This window comes from Symbioplanes lichenis, from assembly GCF_030709675.1.
In the GTDB taxonomy this organism is placed as follows: Bacteria; Actinomycetota; Actinomycetes; order Mycobacteriales; family Micromonosporaceae; genus Actinoplanes; species Actinoplanes lichenis.
Map to the genome: position 1 here is coordinate 267,220 of NZ_JAUZQD010000002.1, position 20,340 is coordinate 287,559.

A 20,340-nucleotide genomic window follows, 5' to 3' on the forward strand; every position below is an offset into this window, starting at 1 on the left:
AACGCCTCACCGCCTAGGTTCCTAGGACGCCGTTCAGGATGTGCGGTGTCTATGTCAGCCGGGGCGACCTGCGCGCCGACCCCGCGACCCGGCCGGGCGGCGTCGCGGTCCGTGGTCCCGCGGCGGCGCGGCTCGGGATCCACACCGACTGGCCGGCGCCGGCCGCATCCACCCAGCGCGATCTGCAGGAGTATTGGGTGCCGTGGACGACCCCATGACGTGGTCGCCGGAGGGGCTGACCGCGTGGGCGACCTCGTGGAGCGGTCTCGGCGTGGCCCGGTTGCGGCACACGCTCGCCGCCGGTCGGGTCACCTCGAAGACCGAAGCCGCGGACTATGCCACCGCCACCTACGACCCGCGCTGGCATCGCATCGTGCGGGAGGCGCTGCGCATCCGCGTCGGCGGGCCGTCGCTCTACGCCAACCCGTGGCGCCGCCGCGCCGACATGCTCGGCTTCCTCCGCCAGACCTCGTCCTACACCTAGGTTCCTAGGATGCTTTACCCGGAGTGACGCTCGTATAGAGCAGAAACGACGGCTTCGCCGACGACTAACCGACCTGCTGCCCTCCGAAGGGGCGAGATCAGTTCAAGCGAGCGTTGACGACGAGGTCGTGGAGGGCGTCGACGGTGGTGGTCACTGCAGGCCCCTTTCTCGTACGGCCGTGAGGAGCGTGTCGATGCGGTCGCGGGCGGGTTCGTGGGGCAGGGCGGTGGTCGCGGCGGCGTCGGCGAGGTCGGCCTGCAGGTCGGTGGCCCAGGAGAGCACGTCGGGCCAGGGGGTGTCGCCTGTTTTGATCGCGAGGAGCCGGTCGCGCAGGGGTGTGACGTCGAGGAGGACGTCGCCGGTGCGCAGGACGTGGGCGCCGGCGAGGAGGAGGCGGATCATGTGCATGGCTTGTTTGTGGTTGGTGGCGCCGGTGCGGTCGCGGCCGGTGGCGACGCGTTTGAGCTGGTCGCGGGCGTACGCGCCGTAGGTGTCGGCGACGCGGCGGGAGAGGAAGGCGCTGCGTTCGCGGACGAGGAGTTCGCCGGGCGGGGTGATGAGTTCGGTGAGCGGGGACCAGAGGACTTCGAGGACGGTGGGGTTGGCCTGCAGGGCGAGGGTGCAGAACCGTTCGATCTCCCAGGAGAACTGTTCGTCGCGGGGGCCGTCGAGGTGGGTGGGCGGCTTGTCGAGGCGCCAGAAGTCGCGGGTGGGGGCGGCGTAGACGCCCCGGCGGTCGTGGTCGGAGCCGGGGCCGTGGAGGCCGTAGGCGCGGGAGCCGACCACGACCGCCAGGATCGTGTGCGGGGGGTGGGTCACAGGTCGAGGACGGTGGCGTCGATCTCGTCGAGCTCGCTCTGGGAGAGGCGGAGGGTTTCGAGGGCGAGGACGTTGTTCTCGAGCTGGGTGACGCTGCTGGCGCCGATGATGAGGCTGGTCATGCGGGGGTCGCGGAGGGCCCAGGCGAGGGCCATCTGGGCGAGGCTCTGGCCGCGGCGCTTGGCGATGTCGTTGAGCGAGTGGAGGCGGGCGAGGGTCTTGGCGTCGAGGGCGTCCTCGTTGAGGAAGCGGCTGGTGCGGATGCGGCTGTCGTCGGGGATGCCGTTGAGGTAGCGGTCGGTGAGCAGGCCTTGTTGCAGGGGGCTGAAGGCGATGCAGCCGGCGCCGGCGGTCTCGAGGGTGTCGAGGAGGTTGTCGCGTTCGGTCCAGCGGTTGAGGATCGAGTAGCTGGGCTGGTGGATGAGCAGCGGGGTGCCCAGCTCGGAGAGCACGCGCGCGGCTTCCGCGGTCTGGGCGGAGGTGTAGTTGGAGAGGCCGACGTAGAGGGCCTTGCCGCTGCGGACGATGGCGTCGAGGGCGCCCATCGTCTCCTCGATGGGGGTGTCGGGGTCGGGGCGGTGGTGGTAGAAGATGTCGACGTAGTCGAGGCCGAGGCGCTGCAGGCTCTGGTCGAGGCTGCTGATGAGGTATTTGCGGCTGCCGCGGTCGCCGTAGGGGCCGGGCCACATGTCGTAGCCGGCTTTGCTGGAGATGACGAGTTCGTCGCGGTAGGGCTTGAGGTCGGTGGCCAGGAGGCGGCCGAAGTTGGTCTCGGCGCTGCCGTAGGGCGGGCCGTAGTTGTTGGCCAGGTCGAAGTGGGTGACGCCGAGGTCGAAGGCGCGGCGGACGATGGCGCGCTGGGTCTCGAAGGGTTTGTTGTCGCCGAAGTTGTGCCAGAGCCCGAGGGAGAGGGCGGGGAGCTGGAGGCCGCTGCGCCCGGCGCGGCGGTAGGTCATGGTGTCGTAGCGGTTCTGGTCCGCGGAGTAGGTCACACACCACAGCCTACGAATAGGGGTCCTGACCATGATCACTGGTAGGTTGGGACTCAGCCGAACGACCCGTGCGGGAGAGACCGTCGACCTTTGACGGCGCCGAAGGGGCAAATCCTCCCCGGAACCTCTCAGGCAAAAGGACCGCGTGGGCAAGGCGACTCTGGAGTGCGCGCGCTGGGTATGACAGAGGGGGAGGGTTGACCGCTGACCCCCTGCCCCGGGAGCCGCACATGAGTTTCGCCCATCGCCACATCGGCCCGGATGCCGAGGCGCAGACCCAGATGCTGAAGGCCATCGGCCAGTCGTCGCTCGACGCGCTGATGGATGCCGCTATTCCTGAGGTGATCCGCTGGCACGGCACTCTCGAGCTGCCGGAGGCCGCCTCGGAGGAGGAGGCGATCGCGGAGTTGCGGGAGATCGCCGGCCGTAACACGGTGGCGACGTCGATGATCGGGCTGGGTTATTACGGGACGGTGACGCCGGCGGTGATCCGGCGCAACGTGCTGGAGAGTCCGGCGTGGTACACGGCGTACACGCCGTATCAGCCGGAGATCTCGCAGGGCCGGCTCGAGGCGTTGCTGAACTTCCAGACGATGGTGACCGACCTCACCGGGTTGACGACGGCGAACGCGTCGATGCTCGACGAGGGGACGGCGGTCGCGGAGGCGATGACTCTCGCCAAGCGGGCGTCGAAGAGCAAGAGCATGACGTACGTGGTGGATGCGGACACGTTCCCGCAGACGCTGTCGGTGCTGCGGACCCGGGCCGAGCCGCTGGGCATCGAGCTGGTGCTGGTCGATCTGGACGCGGGCGGGGAGCTGCCGGCGGAGTTCTTCGGGCTGCACCTGCAATATCCGGGGGCGTCGGGTGCGATCCGGGACCACGCGGCGCTGGTCGAGGCGGCCCACGCGCAGGGCGCCCTGGTGACGGTGGCGGCGGATCTGCTGGCGCTGACGCTGCTGCGCTCGCCGGGCGAGATCGGCGTGGACATCGCGGCGGGGACGACGCAGCGGTTCGGCGTACCGCTGGGCTTCGGGGGTCCGCACGCGGGCTACCTGGCTGTGCGCGCCGGGCTGGAGCGTTCCCTGCCGGGCCGGTTGGTGGGGGTGTCGAAGGACGCGGACGGCGCGCCGGCCTACCGGCTGGCGTTGCAGACGCGGGAGCAGCACATCCGCCGGGAGAAGGCGACGAGCAACATCTGCACGGCGCAGGTGCTGCTGGCGGTGATGGCGAGCATGTACGCGGTCTATCACGGCCCGTCGGGGCTGCGGGCGATCGCGACGCGGGCGCACGAGCTGGCCGGGGCCTTGGCGTCGGGTCTGCAGGGCGGCGGGATCGAGGTCGCGCACGAGGCGTTCTTCGACACGGTGACGGCGATCGTGCCCGGCAGGGCGGCCGAGGTCGTGGCGGCCGCGGAGGCCAACGGGGTGAATCTGCGGCTGGTGGACGCCGACCGGGTGTCGGTGTCGGCCGATGAGACGACCACGGTCGGGGTGCTGGGCAAGGTGCTGGACGCGTTCGGCATCCACGAGGGTGTGGAGGTGCACAACGGCATTCCGGCGGGGCTGCGGCGGGGCACGGAGTTCCTGACGCACCCGGTGTTCCACTCGCACCGTTCGGAGACGGCGATGCTGCGCTACCTGCGCAAGCTGTCGGACCGGGACTATGCCTTGGACCGGGGCATGATCCCGCTCGGGTCGTGCACGATGAAGCTGAACGCGACGACCGAGATGGAGCCGGTGACCTGGCCGGAGTTCGGCGACATCCATCCGTACGCGCCGGCGTCGCAGACCCGGGGTTACGAGGCGCTGGTGGTGCAGCTGGAGGGCTGGCTGGCCGAGGTGACCGGTTACGACGCGGTGTCGGTGCAGCCCAACGCCGGTTCGCAGGGTGAGCTGGCGGGGCTGCTGGCGATCCGGGGTTATCACCGGGCGCGGGGGGAGCAGCACCGGGACGTGTGCCTGATCCCGTCGAGCGCGCACGGCACCAACGCGGCGAGCGCGGTGATGGCGGGCATGCGGGTGGTGGTCGTGGCCTGTGACGACATGGGCAACGTCGACCTGGCCGATCTGGACGCGAAGATCGAGAAGCACCGCGACGCCCTGGCGGCGATCATGGTGACGTACCCGTCGACGCACGGTGTGTACGAGAAGGGCATCGCCGACCTGTGCGGCAAGGTTCACGACGCGGGCGGTCAGGTGTATGTCGACGGGGCGAACCTGAACGCTCTGGTGGGTTTCGCGCGGCCGGGCAAGTTCGGGGCGGACGTGTCGCACCTGAACCTGCACAAGACGTTCTGTATCCCGCACGGTGGCGGCGGCCCCGGGGTGGGCCCGGTGGCGGTGCGTGAGCATCTGGCGGCGTTCCTGCCGGGTGACCCGCTGGCGCCGGAGGCGGACACGCACGCGGTGTCGGCGGCGGCGCACGGTTCGGCCGGGATCCTGCCGGTCAGCTGGGCTTATCTGCGGATGATGGGCCCCGACGGGTTGAAGCAGGCGACGGCGGCGGCGGTGCTGGCGGCCAACTATGTGGCGGCGCGGCTTCGTGACCACTATCCGGTGCTCTACGCGGGCAACGAGGGCCTGGTGGCGCACGAGTGCATCCTGGACCTGCGCCCGATCACCAAGGCGACCGGGGTGACCGTGGACGATGTGGCGAAGCGGCTGATCGACTACGGCTTCCACGCGCCGACGATGTCGTTCCCGGTGGCGGGCACGCTGATGGTCGAGCCGACCGAGAGCGAGGATCTGGCCGAGCTGGATCGCTTCTGCGCGGCGATGATCGCCATCAAGGGCGAGATCGACAAGGTCGGGGCGGGCGAGTGGCCGGCCGGCGACAATCCGCTGCGCAACGCCCCGCACACGGCGGCGGCGGTGACGGCCGACGAGTGGGAGCACGCCTACCCGCGTTCGCTGGCCGGCTTCCCGGCCGGTGTGGACCGCACGGCGAAGTACTGGCCGCCGGTGCGTCGCATCGACGGCGCGTACGGCGACCGGAACCTGGTGTGCTCGTGCCCGTCGCCGGAGGCGTTCGAGGACTGAGGCGCTGACGGAGAAAGGCCCGCTACCCCGGGGGGAGGGGTGGCGGGCCTTTCTCGTGGTGCCTGGACCTGGCGTCGGCACGGGGGCGGGTGTGCCGGCGGTCCGGGCGTGCGGGGGAGCGCCTGCACGGAGGCGCCCGGGTGGCGTCGTCGCCGGGGCGGGCCCGGATTCGCGGGTGCCGGCTCGTGGGGCGCTGCCTCGCCTCGTCGTCGGGGCGGTCCGGCTGCGCGGCCAGGGTGCCCGGCCGCGTCGCCGGGCGGTTGCGGCGTCCCGTTGCGGTGATCGCGCTGGTGCGGCGTTCTCACCTGGAGCGATCTCACCGGCGGCGTTCTCGCCGTGGGCCGGGCGGGTGCTGCGGCCCGGAGCGGTGCCGGCGTCGCTGCCGGTGCGTGCGGCGTGGGTCCCGGCGCCGATGCCGGGGCGGGGTGGCGGCTCAGGCGGCCAGCGCGTGGCGGGCCGGGCCGCGGTGCGGCTCGATGAGGCGGCCGTCGGGCAGGAGCTCGCCGGTGTCCTCGAAGACGATCACACCGTTGCAGAGCAGGCTCCAGCCTTGCTCCGGGAAGGTTGCCACGACCCGGGCCGCCTCGCGGTCCACGGCCTCGGCGGTGGGGCAGGGGTTCTGGTGCTGGCACATCACGGGGTCTCCGGTAGGGGCTTGTGTTGAGCTTCACATCAACGGGGCCGAACACTACTCCTTCCGGAACGAGTCCGGGGGGAGCGGGTGACGGGCTCCGGTGACGCGAGGGCACTGTTCAGATGTTCCACGGTGGCGGCCGATACGGCCACTGTCGGACACACGTGCAACCTGACGGACGGGTTCATCCGGCCTCCGGCCTGCACGGTCACCGTCCGTCATGCCATGTCGGACGGTCGCGCCGCGGGGGCGGCGACCCGGTGAGCTTGGGGCACCGGGGCGCCGGGGCGACGGACTGATGGTGCGAAACTCCGCCGAACGGTCAGCGTGATCAACCCGATCGGCACCCCTCATCGCCACGCTGTGTTGCCGAGGAGCCTGTCTCCGTGACCGGTTTCGACAGTGTGGGTTGTCGATATTCGGGTGGGCGGACAGCTGGGCTTTCCCCGCTGTCGATCTCCGCCGTATGCGGCGGGCCGGCCCGGCTGGTGTCCGCGTGATCGTCGCTCTGGGTCACGGATCGGGAGCGGTCGAAGACGTCGCGTATGCGTACCTGTTCCGTCGCGAAATCTCTCCGGCGACCCCCCGCCCGGGCGTGTCGCGCCGGCCGGTCCGGCGCCCGGACCGGACTGGTCACGTCCCTACAGGGTGTCACCGGCACGGGGGTCGCCGGGGCGCCGTGGGTGCCAGAACCCGACAGATGTCGATGCGCCTGGGAGCGCTCTCGCGGTCCGGGCCGGTCCCGGCGGCGGCCGACGACCGCACCCGGCAAGCCGGACCAACCGCCCATGTGCGAACGCGTGGGAACATGTGCGGAGTTGTCCCGCAAGATCACACGGCGGCCGCTGTGACGGATCACCACCGGCGCAACCCTTGTGCCCGCCCCCACCGGGACGCTATGCGCGCCCGCGCGCCCGGTAGGTTGAGGACCATGACTGTGCGTCCCATCCGGATCTTCGGCGACCCCGTCCTGCGTACCCCGGCCGAGCCGGTCACCGCCTTCGACGACGAGCTGCGCGCCCTGATCGCCGACCTGGAGGACACCGTCCGCGAGCCCGGCCGCGCCGGGGTCGCCGCCCCGCAGATCGGGGTGAGCCTGCGCGCCTTCTCCTACAACGTCGGCGGCCGCGTCGGCCACATGATCAACCCGGTGCTCAGCGACTTCGACGGCACGCAGGACGACGAGGAGGGCTGCCTGTCGCTGCCCGGCCTGGGCTTCGCCACCCCGCGCGCCCTCGCCGTCACCGCGACCGGTTTCGACCAGCACGGCGCCCCGCTCACCCTGGCCGCCACCGGCTTCCTGGCCCGCGCCCTGCAGCACGAGACCGACCACCTCGACGGCCGCCTCTACATCGACACGCTCAAGGGCGACACCCGCCGCCAGGCCCTGCGCGAGCTGCGCCGCACCCTCCCGGCCCGCGCATGACCCCGGACCCCGCCCCCACCCCGCCCGGCACCACCCCGCCCGGCACCGCGCGGCCCGGCACCTCTCCGCCCGGCCTCGCACAGCGCGCCACCGCGGACTCCGGCACCGCAGAGCCCGGCGGCGCGGAGTCCGCCATCGCCCGTCTGGCCGGGGCGTCGCTGGCCGCGGGCGACCCGACGGGCTGGTTCGAGGAGCTCTACGCCGAGGCCGAGGCCGGCACCGCCGAGATCCCCTGGGACAGCGACCGCCCGAGCCGCCTGCTCACCGAATGGGCCGAGCACGGCGACGTCACCGGCGCCGCCCGCACCGCCCTGGTCGTCGGCTGCGGGCCCGGCCGCGACGCCGAGTACCTGGCCCGGCTCGGCTTCGTGGTGACCGCTTTCGACATCTCCGCGACGGCCCTGCGCACCGCCCGCCGGCGCCACCCCGACTCCCCGGTCGACTACGTGCACGCCGACCTGCTCGCCCTGCCCGCCGCCTGGCGCGGCGCCTTCGACCTGGTCGTCGAGAGCAACAACGTCCAGGCCCTGCCGGCCGCCGTCCGCCCCCGCGCCATCGCCGCGATCGGCCCCCTCGTCGCCCCGGGCGGCACGCTGCTCGTCCTGGCCGCCGCGCGCGACGAGGACAGCCCCGCCCCCGGCGGCCCGCCGTGGCCCCTGACCCGAACCGAGATCGACGCCTTCGCCGCCGAAACCGAGCACGCCGGTCTCACCACGATCGCCGTCGAGCGGCTCGCCGACCCGTCCGGCTCGTTCGTCACCCGCTGGCGCGCCGAATTCGCCGCCTCCTGAGACCCCGCTCAGAGCACCACGAACTCCGGCGGCGGATGGCGCAGGAAGTCGTGGTGCGAGATGTCCCACCCGTACGCGCCGGTCCGCGCGAACACCAGCACGTCACCCACCCGCAGCCGCCCCACCCGCTCCCCGCGCGCCAGCACGTCGCGCGGCGTGCACAACTCGCCGGCCACGTCCACCTCGGTGCCGGACACCGACGGCCGCTCCCACGGGTACGGCCACCCCGGCACCGGCAGCACTGTGAACGGATGGCTGTAGCCCCACGCCGCGGGCAGCCGGAAGTGATGCGTCCCGCCCCGCACCACCGCGAACCACCGCCCGTGGGTCCGCTTCAGGTCCAGCACCGTGGTCGCGTACCAGCCGGCGTCGGCGGCCAGGAACCGGCCCGGCTCGACGATCAGTGTCACCCCGGCGGGCACCCGCACGCCGCGCAGCGCGGTCAAATCCATGCTCGCCCCGCTGCGGTAGTCGACGCCCAGCCCGCCGCCGGCGTTGACGACGCGCAGCGGCAGCCCGTACTCGGCGGCGGTCGTGACCGACCAGTCGAGACTGTCGGTGAGGAAGCGGGCGTGCGCGCTGCCGTCGAGGTTGTTCGACACGGCGTGCAGGTGGAAGCCGATCACGCGCACATGCGGCGTGTCCAGGGCGAGGACCGCACCCAGCTGTGTCTCGTCGATGCCGAACGCGGTGGGCGTACCCGTCATCGCGTGGCTGCCCGGCGGCCCGGCGGCGGACCGGTTGATCCGCAGGCACACGTCGGCGACCACCCCCGCGGCGCCGGCCAGGGCGTCGAGGCGGCGCAGCTCGTGGGCGCTCTCCACGTTGATCTGCGCGCCGGCGCGCAGGGCGAGGGCCAGCTCGGCGTCGGTCTTGCCCGGCCCGCCGAACACGATGCTGCGCGCGCCGGCGCCGGCGGCCAGCTGCAGCTCGCCGCCGGAGGCGACTTCGAGGCCGTCGCACGCGCGCGCCAGGGCCTGGACGAGCGCCGGGTGCCCGTTGGCCTTCACCGCGTACAGCAGGGTGGTCCCGGCCGGTAGTGCGGCCCGTACCTCGGCGGCGCGGACGGCCGCGGCGGCGGGGTCGTAGACGTAGGCGCACACCGGCGCGGGCCGGGCACTCAGCGCGGCGGCGACGCGATCAGGCAGGGACATGCAGCGGATTCTCCACGGGCAGGTACTCGTCGCCGGCGCCGGCCAGCCGCATCCGGACCAGCGCTTTGTGCGGCACCCGCGGCGCGGTGAACGCGGCCCGGTCCTCGCGGGCGGCCGCGGCCAGCCACGGCGGCGGGCCCGAGGCCAGCACCGCGTCGTACGTCTCGTCGACCACCGCGCGCACGATGCGCCACGCCGCGGACTCGTCCAGGGCGTGCGACCCGCCCAGGCGCAGGACCAGCTCGCCGAGGTGCGCCTGGAACACCGTGTAGCCGATCTTGGCGCGCAGCACGTCCGCGTCGCCGGTGCCGACCACCGACCCCGGCCACAGCGCGACCCGGTGACCGGCCGCGGCCAGGCGCCCCGGGTGCAGCCGCATCCCCGCGAAGTCGCGCACGGCCAGCCGCACCGGCACCCCGCCGGCGAAGACGGGCAGGCAGTTCTGCAGGTGCGCCTCGAACGCCACCCCGTGCAGGGTCAGGCGCAGCAGCGGCGGCAGGACCAGCCGGGCGTACGCGTCCAGGAACGCCCCCGCCGCCGCGGCCCCCTCGGCCCGGCCCGTCGCCGCGGCGAACCGGCGCACCAGATCGCCCGCCACGAACGGCAGCGCACTGCCCGCCACCGCCTCCTCGCCCGCCGCGAGCCGCCCGGTCAGCCCGTCGCGCAGGATCGCCGACATGTCGCGTCCCGACCCGGCCGGCACCGCCGCGCCCGCCGTCTCGGCGAGCAGCAGCAGCCGCCCCGCGTCCGGGTCGCCGGCGACCAGCCGGTGCAGCAGAGCCGACACCGCCGGCCCGTTACGGGTGCTGGCCACCGAGATGCTGCGCCGCGTCGAGGTGACCTGGATGTCCAGCGACACCTTCACGTACCGGCGCCGCCCGTCGGCCCCCACCGGCAGCAGCAACGTGCGCAGCGCCGCCGTCGGCACCGCCTCCAGCTCCGCGTCCAGGATCCGCACCGCCCCGCCGTCGATCAGCTCCCGGTAGCGGCTGCGCAGCACGGCGTCGCGCTGCCACACGTGCACCGGCTGCAGCCGGAACCCGGCCGGCACCTGCGGCAGCCACGGGTACGCGGCCCGCAGCGCCGCCCCCACGTCGTCACCCAGATGCGCGTCGTCACGCACCGCCAGGAACCCGGCCCGCGTGTGCCCCGCCTCCAGGTCGTGGGCCAGCACGTCGGTGGTGTCCCAGCCCAGCCGGGTCCGCCCGCACGGGTGCAGGTTGTGCCCGGCCACGGCCAGCCGCTCCCCGGCGACCGCCCGCTCGTCGGCGTCCGCGCCGTCCGGCAGCCCGGGCAGGAACGGCTGACGCGCCACCGCCACCGCCAGGTTCAGCACGGCGTCCCGCAACTCCCGCGCCAGCCCCGCGGCCCCCGGCAGATGCGCCGGCACCAGCTCCGCGGGATCGTCGGCGCCGGCCCGCGCGTACTCCACCCGCCCGAACGCGTGCGCCCGCCCGCCCGGCACCGGCGGCACGAGGCGCTCGCGCACCAGCGCCCCGAGCAGCCGCCGCCCGACCGTGTCCGCCGCCCGCGGCAGCGCCGCCTCGAACCCGGCGAGCAGCTGCGGCGCGTGCACCGCCAGCGCGGCACCGGTGTGCGCGGCCGCGAGCGCGAGCCGCCCCGGCGCCAGACTCCTGGTCACGCCGCCACCTCCAGCGGGTTGGGCACGTACGCCCAGATGTCGTCGAGAGGATCCGCGGCCAGCCGCATCGCCGTGGTCGCCTTCACCGGCAACGGCCGCGTCAGCAGCGCCCGCGCGTCCGCCGTGCCCGTGGCGGCCACCGCCCGCCCCGTGACACCCCACAACTTCTCCGCGTCGGCGCCGCCACGGGCCAGCACCGCCACCAGCTGCCCGGTCACCGCCCCGAACAGCGCCGCGGCCAGCTTCGTGCGCAACTCGTCCCCATCGTCGCTGGGCAGGTCACCGGCCAGCGGCGGCACCTCCACCCCGGCCGCCGCCAGCCGCGCCGGGCTGATCCGCACCCCGCCGAAATCGCGGTACAGCACCCGCACCGGCCGCCCGCCGCGCAGCACCACCAGGGTGTTCTGCCCGTGGGCCTCCAGCGCGACCCCGCGGTCGAGCAAGGCCAGCAGCGGCGGCACCAGCAGGGCGGTCAGCTCCTCCCACCAGGCGTACGGCTCCCGCGCCACCTGCCACAGCACCGGCTTGCCGTCGTACGGGTCCACCGCCGCCAGCGCCGCGAGCGGCAGCACCACCTCACCGGGCCCGACCCGGGGCGCCTCGCGCCGCAGATGCGCCAGCCGCCGATCGGGCCGCCCGTCCACCAGCACCGCCCCCGCCCCGAACTCCGCCAGCACGTCGAACGCCGCCCCGCCGCTGGCGTCCCCCACGGAAGCCGGCCCTCCGGCGGCGCCTCCATCGGACGCCGGTCCTCTGGCCGCGCGTCCGGCGGGGGCGGCTGGGCCTCGGTCGCCGGAGCGCAGCGCGTCGAGTGCGGGCCCGGGCGCCGGCAGCCGGGCGATCATCGACCGCAGCAGCGCCGACAGCCGGGGTCCGTTGTGCACGGCCGCCGGGGACACGGTCCGCACCGCCGAGGTCATCTGGATGTCCACCGCCGTCTTGACGTGCTCACCGCCGGCGTCGACCGTGCGCAGCGACATCAGCGGCCGCACCGGGCCGGTCTCCCCGAGCCGGTCCAGCCACGGATACTCCCGCCGCAGCCGGTCGGCCTGCCACGGATGGGCCAGCAGCTCCGGCGGCCCGTCGCCGTGCCACCGTCCGGCGGGCACGCCCAGCCGCACCAGCCGCAGCGTGCCCCGGTGCTCCGGCGCGTAGGCGAGCACGCCGGCGACGTCGAGCCCGGTGCGGGTGCGGCAGCACGGGTGCAGCGGATGCCCGTCGGTGACCAGCTGTTCGAAGTCGGCGAGCGCCGCGGGGGAGGAGGGGTCCAGCAGGGGACGGTCGGAGGGTGGGCGCGGGTTCGCGTACGCGAGGGTGAGGTTGGCGACGCTGTTGGCCAGCTCCTCGCGCAAGCCGCGCGCCCAGCCCAGCCGCCCGGCGAGCTCGGCGGGGTCCCGCACGGCCTGCCCGTCGACGTGGACGGTCAGCCCCGGGGGCACCTGCGCGAACATCGCCGCCGCCCCGGCCGGGAAGCGCACCAGGGACGCACCCGGCAACGGCTCACGGTCCAGCGCGCCCAGCACCCGCGCCAGGATCTCGGCGCGGGCACGGGGCAGCGCGGCGTCGTACGCCTCGATCAGCTCGGGGCGGACGGCCGCGAGCTCGGCGCGGGTCTGGACGGGGTCGGCGGCAGGCACGCGCTCATTGTCCGGCAGCAGCCCCCAGTCCCTAACATCCTAGGATGCTCTAGGGGGTGTGCGCCGCCGTATCGGTGACGCCTCAAGCCAGAACCCAAAAGGAATCAACGACGACCCGCCAATTTCATTTGAGCTGGTCAGGTCAGGTGACCAAGGGGGTGGGCCGGGGCCGTCGGCGCCTCGGACGGCGGCGGTGCGGCGTGGGCGAGGTCACGCTGGGACGGGCGGCTCGCCGCGTCCGCTCGGGCAGGCGCCGGGCAGGAGATGCGCGGGTACCGCCGCGGGCTTCTCGCGTCGCCCGCGGCGGCCCCCCGGACCCGGTGCGGACGTCCCGGTCGGGAAGGTTGGGGACTTCCCGGACCGCCCCGGGTGGCCGGTTCCCCTCGCCACGCCGTCCCGCTGACCGCGGCGGCGTGGTGAACCGGTCCAGTGTGGACGAGCGGGCGGGTTGATCGGCAGCGCCGGGCGGCCCGTGGGGTCGGTCCTTTCGCCCGATGGACCCCTGACAGATGTCATGGAGAGGTGATGACGTGCGGCCTGTCCGCGGGCCGCCGGGCGCGGGCAGGCTGGTGGCATGACGGTGGAGCTGGACGGTGTGGTGAAACGCTTCGGCGCGGTGACCGCGGTCGACGGGCTGGATCTGCGGATCGGCGCGGGCGAGGTGGTGGCGCTGCTGGGGCCCAACGGGGCGGGCAAGACGAGCACGGTCGACATGATGCTGGGCCTGTCCGCGCCCGACGCGGGGTCGGTGCGCGTCCTGGGGCGCGCGCCGCGCGAGGCGGTGGCCCGGGGACTGGTCTCGGCGGTGATGCAGACGGGCGGGTTGCTCAAGGACTACACGGTGGCCGAGACCGTGCGGCTGACGGCGGTGCTGTTCGGCCGCTCGCGCCGCGACGTCGACGCGGTGCTCGAGCGGGCCGGCGTCGCCGAGATCGCCGGCCGGCTGGTGGGCAAGTGCTCGGGCGGCCAGCAGCAGCGGCTGCGGTTCGCGATGGCGCTGCTGCCCGACCCGGAGCTGCTGATCCTCGACGAGCCGACGACGGGCATGGACGTGTCGGGGCGCCGCGACTTCTGGGAGGCGATCCGCTCGGACGCGCGCTCGGGCCGCACGGTGATCTTCGCGACGCACTATCTGGACGAGGCGGACGCCTATGCCGACCGGGTGGTGTTCGTGCGCCGCGGCCGGGTGGTGGCCGACGGGTCGGCGGCGCAGGTCAAGGCGATGGTGTCGGGCCGCACGGTGCGCGCGGCGTGGCCGGGCGCGGACGAGGCGGCGCTGCGGGCGCTGCCCGGCGTCGACGAGGTCGAGGTGCGCGGCGACACGGTGACGGTGCGCGGCAAGGACTCCGACGAGGTGGCCCGGTTCCTGCTGACCCGCACCCCGGCGCGCGACCTGGAGATCGCCTCGCACAACCTGGAGGAGGCGTTCCTGGCCCTGACCGCGGACGACGCGGGCACCGCGGGCGGGCCCGGCGCGGACATCGGGCGCGGGCAAGGTGGTGCGCTCTCTGCGGGCGGCGGGGTTCTGATCAGCGGCGACGAGCGGGAGGCGACCCGATGACCACGATCACGGCGGACGAGCGGCGGGGCCCGGGCGGCGGACGGGGGCCGGGCGAGCGGAGGGTGCCGCGGTGGGGCGGTTTCTCGGCCGGGATGCTGGCCCTGGAGCTGCGGCGGATGGCTCGCAACCGGCGCACGGTGGTGTTCACGGTGATCATGCCGCCGGTGTTCTTCCTGCTCTTCGGGTCGAACGCCGACTATCGCAGCACCCGCGCCGGCGAGGGCAACCTGACGGCGTTCGTGCTGGTGAGCATGGCGGTCTACGGGGCGATGCTGGCCTGCACGGCCGGGGGTGCGATGGTCTCGGTGGAGCGGGCGGTCGGCTGGTCGCGGCAGCTGCGGCTCACCCCGCTGACGCCGGCCGCCTATGTGGCGGTCAAGCTGGTCCTGGCCATGGTCGTCGGGGCGGTGTCGGTGGTGGCGACGTTCGTGGTGGGGTCGTTCGCGGGCGCGGACATGCCGGTGTCGGCCTGGGTGGGGTGCGGGCTGCTGGCCTGGGTGTGTGCCCTGGTGTTCGCGGCGTTCGGGTTGTTCATGGGCTACCTGCTGCCCAGTGAGAACGTGATGCAGGTGCTCGGCCCGGTGCTGGCCGTGCTGTCGTTCGCCGGCGGGCTGTTCGTGCCGGTGGACAGCCTCGGGCACGTGTTCGCGACGGTCGCGCGGTTCACCCCGGCCTACGGGGTGGGCGTGCTGGCCCGGGCGCCGCTGGCGCACGAGGGGGAGCTGTGGGTGGCGGTGCTGAACGTGGTGGCGTGGACGGCCCTGTTCGCGGCGGGCGCGATGTGGCGCTTCCGCAAGGACACGGCCCGCGTGTGATGCCCGGCCGGGACTCAGAGGCGGGGCGCGACCGCGAGGTGGTCGTGCGGCGCGACCGCGGCCGGGCTCGGGAGCACGAGGAGCGGGGTCAGGGCGCGGGCGGCGGGCGGGACCGGGGGTCGCGGGTGCGGTCGGTGCGGCTCGGGTGGCTGTTCGCCGCGGTGTGGCTGTTCTACCTGGGGGAGAACCTGTCGGCGCTGCGCGCGGCGGACGGGTGGCGGCGGGACGCGGGGCTCGCCGCCCTGGCCTTGTTCGCGGTGACCTATCTGCTGGCGGTGCGGTTCATCGGGCCGCGGATGCTGCGGTGGCGCGGGTCGGTGCGGGTGTGGCTGATCCTGGCGCTGATGCTGGGGCTGACCGCGGCGCAGGTGCCCGGGGCCGGCTTCCACGCCCTGACCTGCCTGGTCTATGTGGCGGCGCTGGCGATGATGGGGCTGCCCTTCGCGCAGGGCGTGCCGGTCGCGGTGCTGCTGGTGGTCACGGCCGAGCTGCTGGCGTGGCGGGTGCCCGGCTGGGAGGACAACGGCTACGGGCTGGCGGTGCTGCTGTCCTCGGCGGCGACGTTCGGGTTGCGACTGGCCGGGGAGCGCCAGCTGCGGCTGCGGGCGGCGCAGGGCGAGCTGGCGGTCATGGCGGTGCAGCAGGAGCGGGCGCGGATCGCGGCGGACCTGCACGACATCCTCGGGCACTCGCTGACCGTGGTCACCGTCAAGGCGGAGCTGGCGCAGCGGCTGCTCGACGTCGACGTGGAGCGGGCCCGCGCCGAGCTGCGCGACCTGGAGGTTCTCGCCCGCGACGCGCTGGCCGACGTGCGGGCCACGGCGCTGGGGGTGCGGGGGATCAGCCTGCCGGGGGAGATCGCGGCGGCGCGCGAGGCCCTCGCGGCGGCGAACGTGGAGGCGGTGCTGCCCGGGGCGGCCGACGAGGTGCCGTCGCGGGTGCGGGAGCTGTTCGCGTGGACGATCCGGGAGGCGGTGACGAACGTGGTGCGCCACAGCGGGGCGAGCCGGTGCGAGGTGCGGCTGACCCCGGGCAGCGTGGAAGTGATCGACGACGGGTGCGGCGTGGCGGCCGGGGACGGGGACGGTCAGGGGTTGCGGGGCCTGCGGGAGCGGGCGGCGGCGCTGGGTGGCCAGGTGAGCGCCGGGCCGCTGCCGGGAGAGGGCGGCTTCCGGGTCGAGGTGCGGGCATGATCCGGGCGGGACGGCAGGACGGTTCGACGGTGGGGGTGCGGGTGTGATCCGGGTGTTGCTGGCCGACGATCAGGCGCTGGTGCGCGGGGCGATGGCGGCGCTGCTGGACATGGAGGCCGATCTGCGGGTGGTGGCCGAGGTCGGGCGCGGCGACGAGGTTCTCGCGGCGGTGCGCGAGCACCAGGTGCAGGTGGCGCTGCTCGACGTGGAGATGCCCGGGCTGGACGGGATCGCGGCGGCGCGGCAGGTGCGGCGGGAGGTGCCGCAGTGCCGGGTGCTGATGGTGACCACGTTCGGGCGGGCGGGATATCTGCGGCAGGCGATGGCGGCCGGGGCGGGCGGGTTCGTGGTCAAGGACACCCCGGCGCGGCAGCTGGCCGACGCGGTGCGGCGGGTGCACGAGGGGCTGCGGGTGGTCGATCCGGCGCTGGCGGCGCAGTCGCTCGCGCTGGGCGACTCGCCGCTGACCGAGCGGGAGACGCAGGTGCTGCGGGCGGCGCGGGAGGGCGGCACGGTCGCCGACGTGGCCCGCGAGCTGAGCCTGTCGGAGGGCACGGTGCGCAACCACCTGTCGTCGGCGATCGGCAAGACGGGTGCGCGGACCCGGGCCGAGGCGGTGCGGCTGGCCGACGACAACGGGTGGCTGCTGAAACTTTAGGACTTCTTGAGCTGCAACCCGCCTGCACCCGGATGAGACCGGATTTTGCACCCTGAGCAGCGAAAAGTTCCCCCTGTCAGCCGGTGAGGGGTCACCGGGCGACGGATTGCGAGGGGGACTTTCATGGACGCGCTCATCCGCGAGAACATGCCGCTGGTCGGTCACATCGTGCGGGAGATGCTGTTCAAGGTGCCGGCACACGTGCACCGCGACGACCTGGCGTCGGCCGGTTACGCGGCGCTGGTGACGGCGGCCAAGGCGTACGACTCCTCGCGCGGCATCCCGTTCGGCAAGTTTGCGGCGGTGCGGGTGCGCGGGGCGCTGCTCGACGAGCTGCGCGCCATGGACTGGGCCAGCCGCTCGGTGCGGGCCCGGGCCCGGCGCGCCGAGGTGGCCCGGCAGGAGCTGACCGCGCAGCTGGGGCGCACGCCCACCGCGGAGGAGCTGGCGCAGCTGCTGGGCGTGGCCGTGTCCGAGCTGGCGACGGTCGACGACGACGTGCAGCGCGCGGCGGTGCTGTCGCTGCAGGGCTTCGCGGCCGGCACGGCCGAGGACATGGTCACCGAGCAGGCGCTGAACCCGGAGGAGATGCTGCTGCACCGCGAGCGCATCGGCTACCTGCACGACGCGGTGGCGGTGCTGCCCGAGCGGCTGCGGTTCGTGGTCGAGGCGTCGTTCCTGCGCGAGCGGCCCCTGGCCGAGGTGGCGGCCGAGCTGGGTGTGACCGAGTCGCGGGTGTCGCAGCTGCGCACCGAGGCCCTCGCCCTGCTCAAGGACGGCCTGACCCGGCACCTGGAGCAGCAGGACCCGGCGGCGGGCAAGGGCGACGGGGTTGTGGCCCGGCGGCGGGCGGCCTACGCGGCGCAGCTCGCCGGCCGCTCGACCATGGCGACCCGCCTGGCGGTGACCGACGCGCAGGGCGTGCACGTGGCGGCGAAGTACGCGGCCTGAGGGCACCCCTCAAAGAACAAACCGGACAAAACCACTAAACCCGGGTCAGCACCCGCGGCCCGGCGGCGGTGATCGCGACGGTGTGCTCGGAATGGGCGGTGCGCGAGCCGTCCGCCGAGCGGATCGTCCACCCGTCCCCGTCGAACATGATCTTGTCGGTGGTGGCGCACAGCCACGGCTCGATCGCGATCGTCAGGCCCGGCTCGAGCAGCATGCCCCGCCCGGCCCGGCCGTCGTTGGGCACGTGCGGGGCCTCGTGCATGGTGCGGCCCAGCCCGTGCCCGCCGAACTCGACGTTCACGCCGTAGCCGTAGCGGCGGGCGACCGCCCCGATCGCCGCGGAGATGTCGCCGAGGTGCCCGCCCGGGCGGGCGGCGGCGATGCCGGCCTCCAGGGCGACCTCGGTGGCCTCGATCAGGTGCAGGTCGGCCGGGTCGGGCCGGCCCACGACCACCGACACGGCGGCGTCGGCGACCCAGCCGCCGATGCCGACCGCCATGTCGATGCTCAGCAGGTCCCCCTCGGCCAGCACGTGCGGGCGGGGCAGCCCGTGCAGGACGGCGTCGTTGACCGACAGGCACAGCACGTTGCGGAACGGGCCGTTGCCGAACGACGGCGCGTAGTCCCAGTAGCAGGACTCGGCGCCGCGCGCGGCGATCCGGGCGCGGGCGGTGTGCTCGAGCTCCATGACGTCCAGGCCGACGGCGGCGGTGGCCTTCAGCTCGCGCAGGAGCTCGCCGACGAACCGGCCGGCGACGGCCATCTTCTCGATCTCGGCGGCACTCTTGAGCTCGATCACCGGCCCACTGTAATTCGGTTGCGGCGCCGGGAGGAAACGGGCATCGTGGCGGGCGTGTGATACCGACCCGGCCCCGGCCGCAGCCCAGCGCTGACGGCAGACGGGGCCGCCGTGTCCGGACGTCACCACTCCACGGAGGCACCCCCTCGTGCTGAAAGCTGTTTCCCTCGCCCACTCCCACGACGGCGACCTGCTGTTCTCCGGCTTCGACCTGGTGCTCGGCCCCGGCGACCGGGCCGGGATCGTCGGGCCCAACGGCGCCGGCAAGACCACCCTGCTGCGGCTGCTCACGGGTGAGCTCACCCCCACCTCCGGCTCGGTGACGCGCGGGCCTGGCACCCGGGTCGGCTACGTGCCGCAGCAGCTGGCCGGGGCGCACGGGACGGTCGGCGAGTTCCTCGGCGCCGGCCTCGGCGAGCTCCACACGATCACCGGGCGGCTGCACGCCCTGGAGGCGGAGCTCGCCGTCGGGCGGGACGTCCTCGACGCGTACGGGGAGGTGCAGGAACGGTGGACGGCCCTGCGGGGCTGGACCGCGCAGGCCCGCCTCGACGAGGCCCGCGAACGGCTCGGCATCGCCCACCTCGGCGACGACCGGCGCCTGGACAGCGTCTCCGGCGGGGAACAGGCGCGGCTGCTGCTGGCCCGGGCCCTGCTCGACGACCCCGGGGTGCTGCTGCTCGACGAGCCCACCAACCACCTCGACGCCGAGGGCGCGGCGTGGCTGGGTGACTGGCTGGCCGCGTACCCGGGAGCGGTGCTGACCGTCAGTCACGACCGCGCGTTCCTGGACGCGGCCGTGACGCACGTCATCGAGCTCGACGGCATCCACGACGAGCCGCAGGACTATCCCGGCGGCGGCTACAGCGCCTACCGGCAGGAGAAGACCCGCCGCTGGGCGCGGCTGTTGCTCGACTACGAGGCCCAGGAGAAGGACCGGGTGCGCTGGGAGGCCGACATCGAGCGCACCAAGGGGTACGCCCGGCACGTAGAGACGACCGTGCGCTCCGGGGTCGAGGCGCCGCACCTGCGCCGCGTCGCCAAGAAGGTCGCGCAGAAGGCCAAGGCCCGGGAGCGGCGCCTGCGCCGGCAGATGCAGTCGGTGCGCTGGATCGAGCAGCCCCGCACCCGCCCGCCGCTCACGCTCGCCTTCCCCGCCGACGGCCGGCCCGCCGGCGAGATCGTGGCCGCGGTCAGCGACCTGAGCGTGCGCCACGGGGACCGTACCGTGCTGGACGGGGTCAAGGCCGAGGTCCGCCGGGGTGACCGGATCCTGATCACCGGCCGCAACGGCGCCGGCAAGACCACCCTGCTGCGCGCGCTGGCCAACGAGCACACGGCGGTGCTGCCGCAGACCGACGCCGGGCTGCGCACCGCGCAGACGGTCATGGACCATTTCCGCTCCCGGGTCCCGGTGTACGCCGACGACGCCGAACGCCTCCTGACCGCCCACCAGTTCGGGGCCGACCAGTGGGACGCCACCCTGCGCTCGCTGTCGGCCGGGGAGTTGCGCCGGCTGCTGCTGGCCGTGATGGTCAACTCCCCGGCGCGGGTGCTGCTGCTCGACGAGCCGACGAACTTCCTCGACTTCGACGCGCTCGACACGCTCGAGGCGGCCCTGCGCGCGTACCGGGGAACCGTGGTCGTGGTCACGCACGACCGCTGGTTCGCCGACGCGATCGGGGCGACGACACGCTGGCATGTCGCCGGCGCTCAGGTGCGCGTGAGCTGAAATCATGGGGG

18 protein-coding genes and 1 riboswitch are annotated in these 20,340 nt (G+C 74.1%); of the genes, 11 read left to right on the plus strand and 7 right to left on the minus strand.

All coding sequences use genetic code 11. The features are described from left to right. The first annotated feature begins 38 nt into the window (after window positions 1-38). Complete coding sequence (locus RAN62_RS05085; RefSeq protein ID WP_305783283.1) at window positions 39-218, plus strand: hypothetical protein; 180 nt, start codon at window positions 39-41, stop codon at window positions 216-218. Next, the gene (locus RAN62_RS05090; RefSeq protein WP_305783284.1) at window positions 203-484 is read left to right on the plus strand and encodes an aminoglycoside adenylyltransferase domain-containing protein; all 282 of its coding nucleotides are present in this window, start codon (window positions 203-205) and stop codon (window positions 482-484) included. The genes RAN62_RS05085 and RAN62_RS05090 overlap by 16 nt, the downstream gene beginning before the upstream one ends. A 150-nt stretch (window positions 485-634) precedes the next feature. Here the strand turns inward: RAN62_RS05090 and RAN62_RS05095 are convergent, their stop codons facing one another. Next, on the minus strand, window positions 635-1,303 hold the full coding sequence (locus tag RAN62_RS05095; RefSeq protein WP_305783285.1) for a nucleotidyltransferase domain-containing protein: 669 nt from the start codon (window positions 1,301-1,303) through the stop codon (window positions 635-637). Further along, window positions 1,300-2,295 (minus strand): L-glyceraldehyde 3-phosphate reductase, encoded by a 996-nt coding sequence (gene mgrA / locus RAN62_RS05100; RefSeq protein WP_438874468.1) that lies wholly within the window; start codon window positions 2,293-2,295, stop codon window positions 1,300-1,302. The genes RAN62_RS05095 and mgrA overlap by 4 nt, the downstream gene beginning before the upstream one ends. A gap of 61 nt (window positions 2,296-2,356) precedes the next feature. Beyond that, window positions 2,357-2,449: riboswitch (glycine riboswitch) on the plus strand. Window positions 2,450-2,525: 76 nt separating this feature from the next. Here mgrA and gcvP point away from each other — a divergent pair. Then, window positions 2,526-5,336, plus strand: coding sequence for an aminomethyl-transferring glycine dehydrogenase (gcvP, locus tag RAN62_RS05105; protein WP_305783287.1), 2,811 nt, complete (start codon window positions 2,526-2,528; stop codon window positions 5,334-5,336). A gap of 433 nt (window positions 5,337-5,769) precedes the next feature. Here gcvP and RAN62_RS05110 read toward each other — a convergent pair whose 3' ends face one another. After that, complete coding sequence (locus RAN62_RS05110) at window positions 5,770-5,970, minus strand: DUF5999 family protein (RefSeq protein WP_305783288.1); 201 nt, start codon at window positions 5,968-5,970, stop codon at window positions 5,770-5,772. A 931-nt stretch (window positions 5,971-6,901) separates the two neighbouring features. Here RAN62_RS05110 and def point away from each other — a divergent pair. Both def and RAN62_RS05120 read left to right on the plus strand, forming a co-directional pair. Further along, window positions 6,902-7,396 carry a peptide deformylase gene (gene def / locus RAN62_RS05115; protein ID WP_305783289.1) on the plus strand — a complete coding sequence of 165 codons (495 nt, stop codon included), beginning with the start codon at window positions 6,902-6,904 and terminating at the stop codon, window positions 7,394-7,396. Beyond that, window positions 7,393-8,187, plus strand: a complete 795-nt coding sequence (locus RAN62_RS05120) for a class I SAM-dependent methyltransferase (protein WP_305783290.1) — start codon at window positions 7,393-7,395, stop codon at window positions 8,185-8,187. The genes def and RAN62_RS05120 overlap by 4 nt, the downstream gene beginning before the upstream one ends. An 8-nt stretch (window positions 8,188-8,195) precedes the next feature. Here RAN62_RS05120 and RAN62_RS05125 read toward each other — a convergent pair whose 3' ends face one another. From RAN62_RS05125 to RAN62_RS05135, 3 genes are read right to left on the minus strand one after another with little or no spacing between them, the layout of a single operon-like run. Continuing rightward, window positions 8,196-9,341 (minus strand): alanine racemase, encoded by a 1,146-nt coding sequence (locus RAN62_RS05125; protein WP_305783291.1) that lies wholly within the window; start codon window positions 9,339-9,341, stop codon window positions 8,196-8,198. Next, window positions 9,328-10,983 carry an IucA/IucC family protein gene (locus RAN62_RS05130; RefSeq protein WP_305783292.1) on the minus strand — a complete coding sequence of 552 codons (1,656 nt, stop codon included), beginning with the start codon at window positions 10,981-10,983 and terminating at the stop codon, window positions 9,328-9,330. Before RAN62_RS05130 ends, RAN62_RS05125 begins: the two co-directional genes overlap by 14 nt. Beyond that, a complete protein-coding gene (locus RAN62_RS05135) occupies window positions 10,980-12,620 on the minus strand; it encodes an IucA/IucC family protein (protein WP_305783293.1) in 1,641 nt (546 codons plus the stop codon). Before RAN62_RS05135 ends, RAN62_RS05130 begins: the two co-directional genes overlap by 4 nt. 574 nt (window positions 12,621-13,194) lie before the next feature. Between RAN62_RS05135 and RAN62_RS05140 the strand changes: the two genes are divergently transcribed. From RAN62_RS05140 to RAN62_RS05160, 5 genes are all read left to right on the plus strand, one after another. Beyond that, window positions 13,195-14,181, plus strand: coding sequence for an ABC transporter ATP-binding protein (locus RAN62_RS05140; RefSeq protein ID WP_305783294.1), 987 nt, complete (start codon window positions 13,195-13,197; stop codon window positions 14,179-14,181). Next, window positions 14,178-14,996 (plus strand): ABC transporter permease, encoded by an 819-nt coding sequence (locus RAN62_RS05145; protein WP_305783295.1) that lies wholly within the window; start codon window positions 14,178-14,180, stop codon window positions 14,994-14,996. Before RAN62_RS05140 ends, RAN62_RS05145 begins: the two co-directional genes overlap by 4 nt. 44 nt (window positions 14,997-15,040) lie before the next feature. Then, window positions 15,041-16,189: a sensor histidine kinase gene (locus RAN62_RS05150; protein WP_305783296.1), complete on the plus strand. Its 1,149-nt coding sequence runs from the start codon at window positions 15,041-15,043 to the stop codon at window positions 16,187-16,189. Between the two features lie 43 nt (window positions 16,190-16,232). Continuing rightward, window positions 16,233-16,847, plus strand: a complete 615-nt coding sequence (locus RAN62_RS05155; protein ID WP_305783297.1) for a response regulator transcription factor — start codon at window positions 16,233-16,235, stop codon at window positions 16,845-16,847. A 123-nt stretch (window positions 16,848-16,970) separates the two neighbouring features. Continuing rightward, complete coding sequence (locus RAN62_RS05160; RefSeq protein WP_305783298.1) at window positions 16,971-17,798, plus strand: sigma-70 family RNA polymerase sigma factor; 828 nt, start codon at window positions 16,971-16,973, stop codon at window positions 17,796-17,798. Between the two features lie 34 nt (window positions 17,799-17,832). On the opposite strand, the gene map is transcribed toward RAN62_RS05160, so the two are convergent. After that, on the minus strand, window positions 17,833-18,597 hold the full coding sequence (gene map / locus RAN62_RS05165) for a type I methionyl aminopeptidase (protein WP_305783299.1): 765 nt from the start codon (window positions 18,595-18,597) through the stop codon (window positions 17,833-17,835). A 148-nt stretch (window positions 18,598-18,745) separates the two neighbouring features. Between map and RAN62_RS05170 the strand changes: the two genes are divergently transcribed. Beyond that, window positions 18,746-20,329 carry an ABC-F family ATP-binding cassette domain-containing protein gene (locus RAN62_RS05170; protein WP_305783300.1) on the plus strand — a complete coding sequence of 528 codons (1,584 nt, stop codon included), beginning with the start codon at window positions 18,746-18,748 and terminating at the stop codon, window positions 20,327-20,329. The last annotated feature ends 11 nt before the right edge of the window (window positions 20,330-20,340 follow it).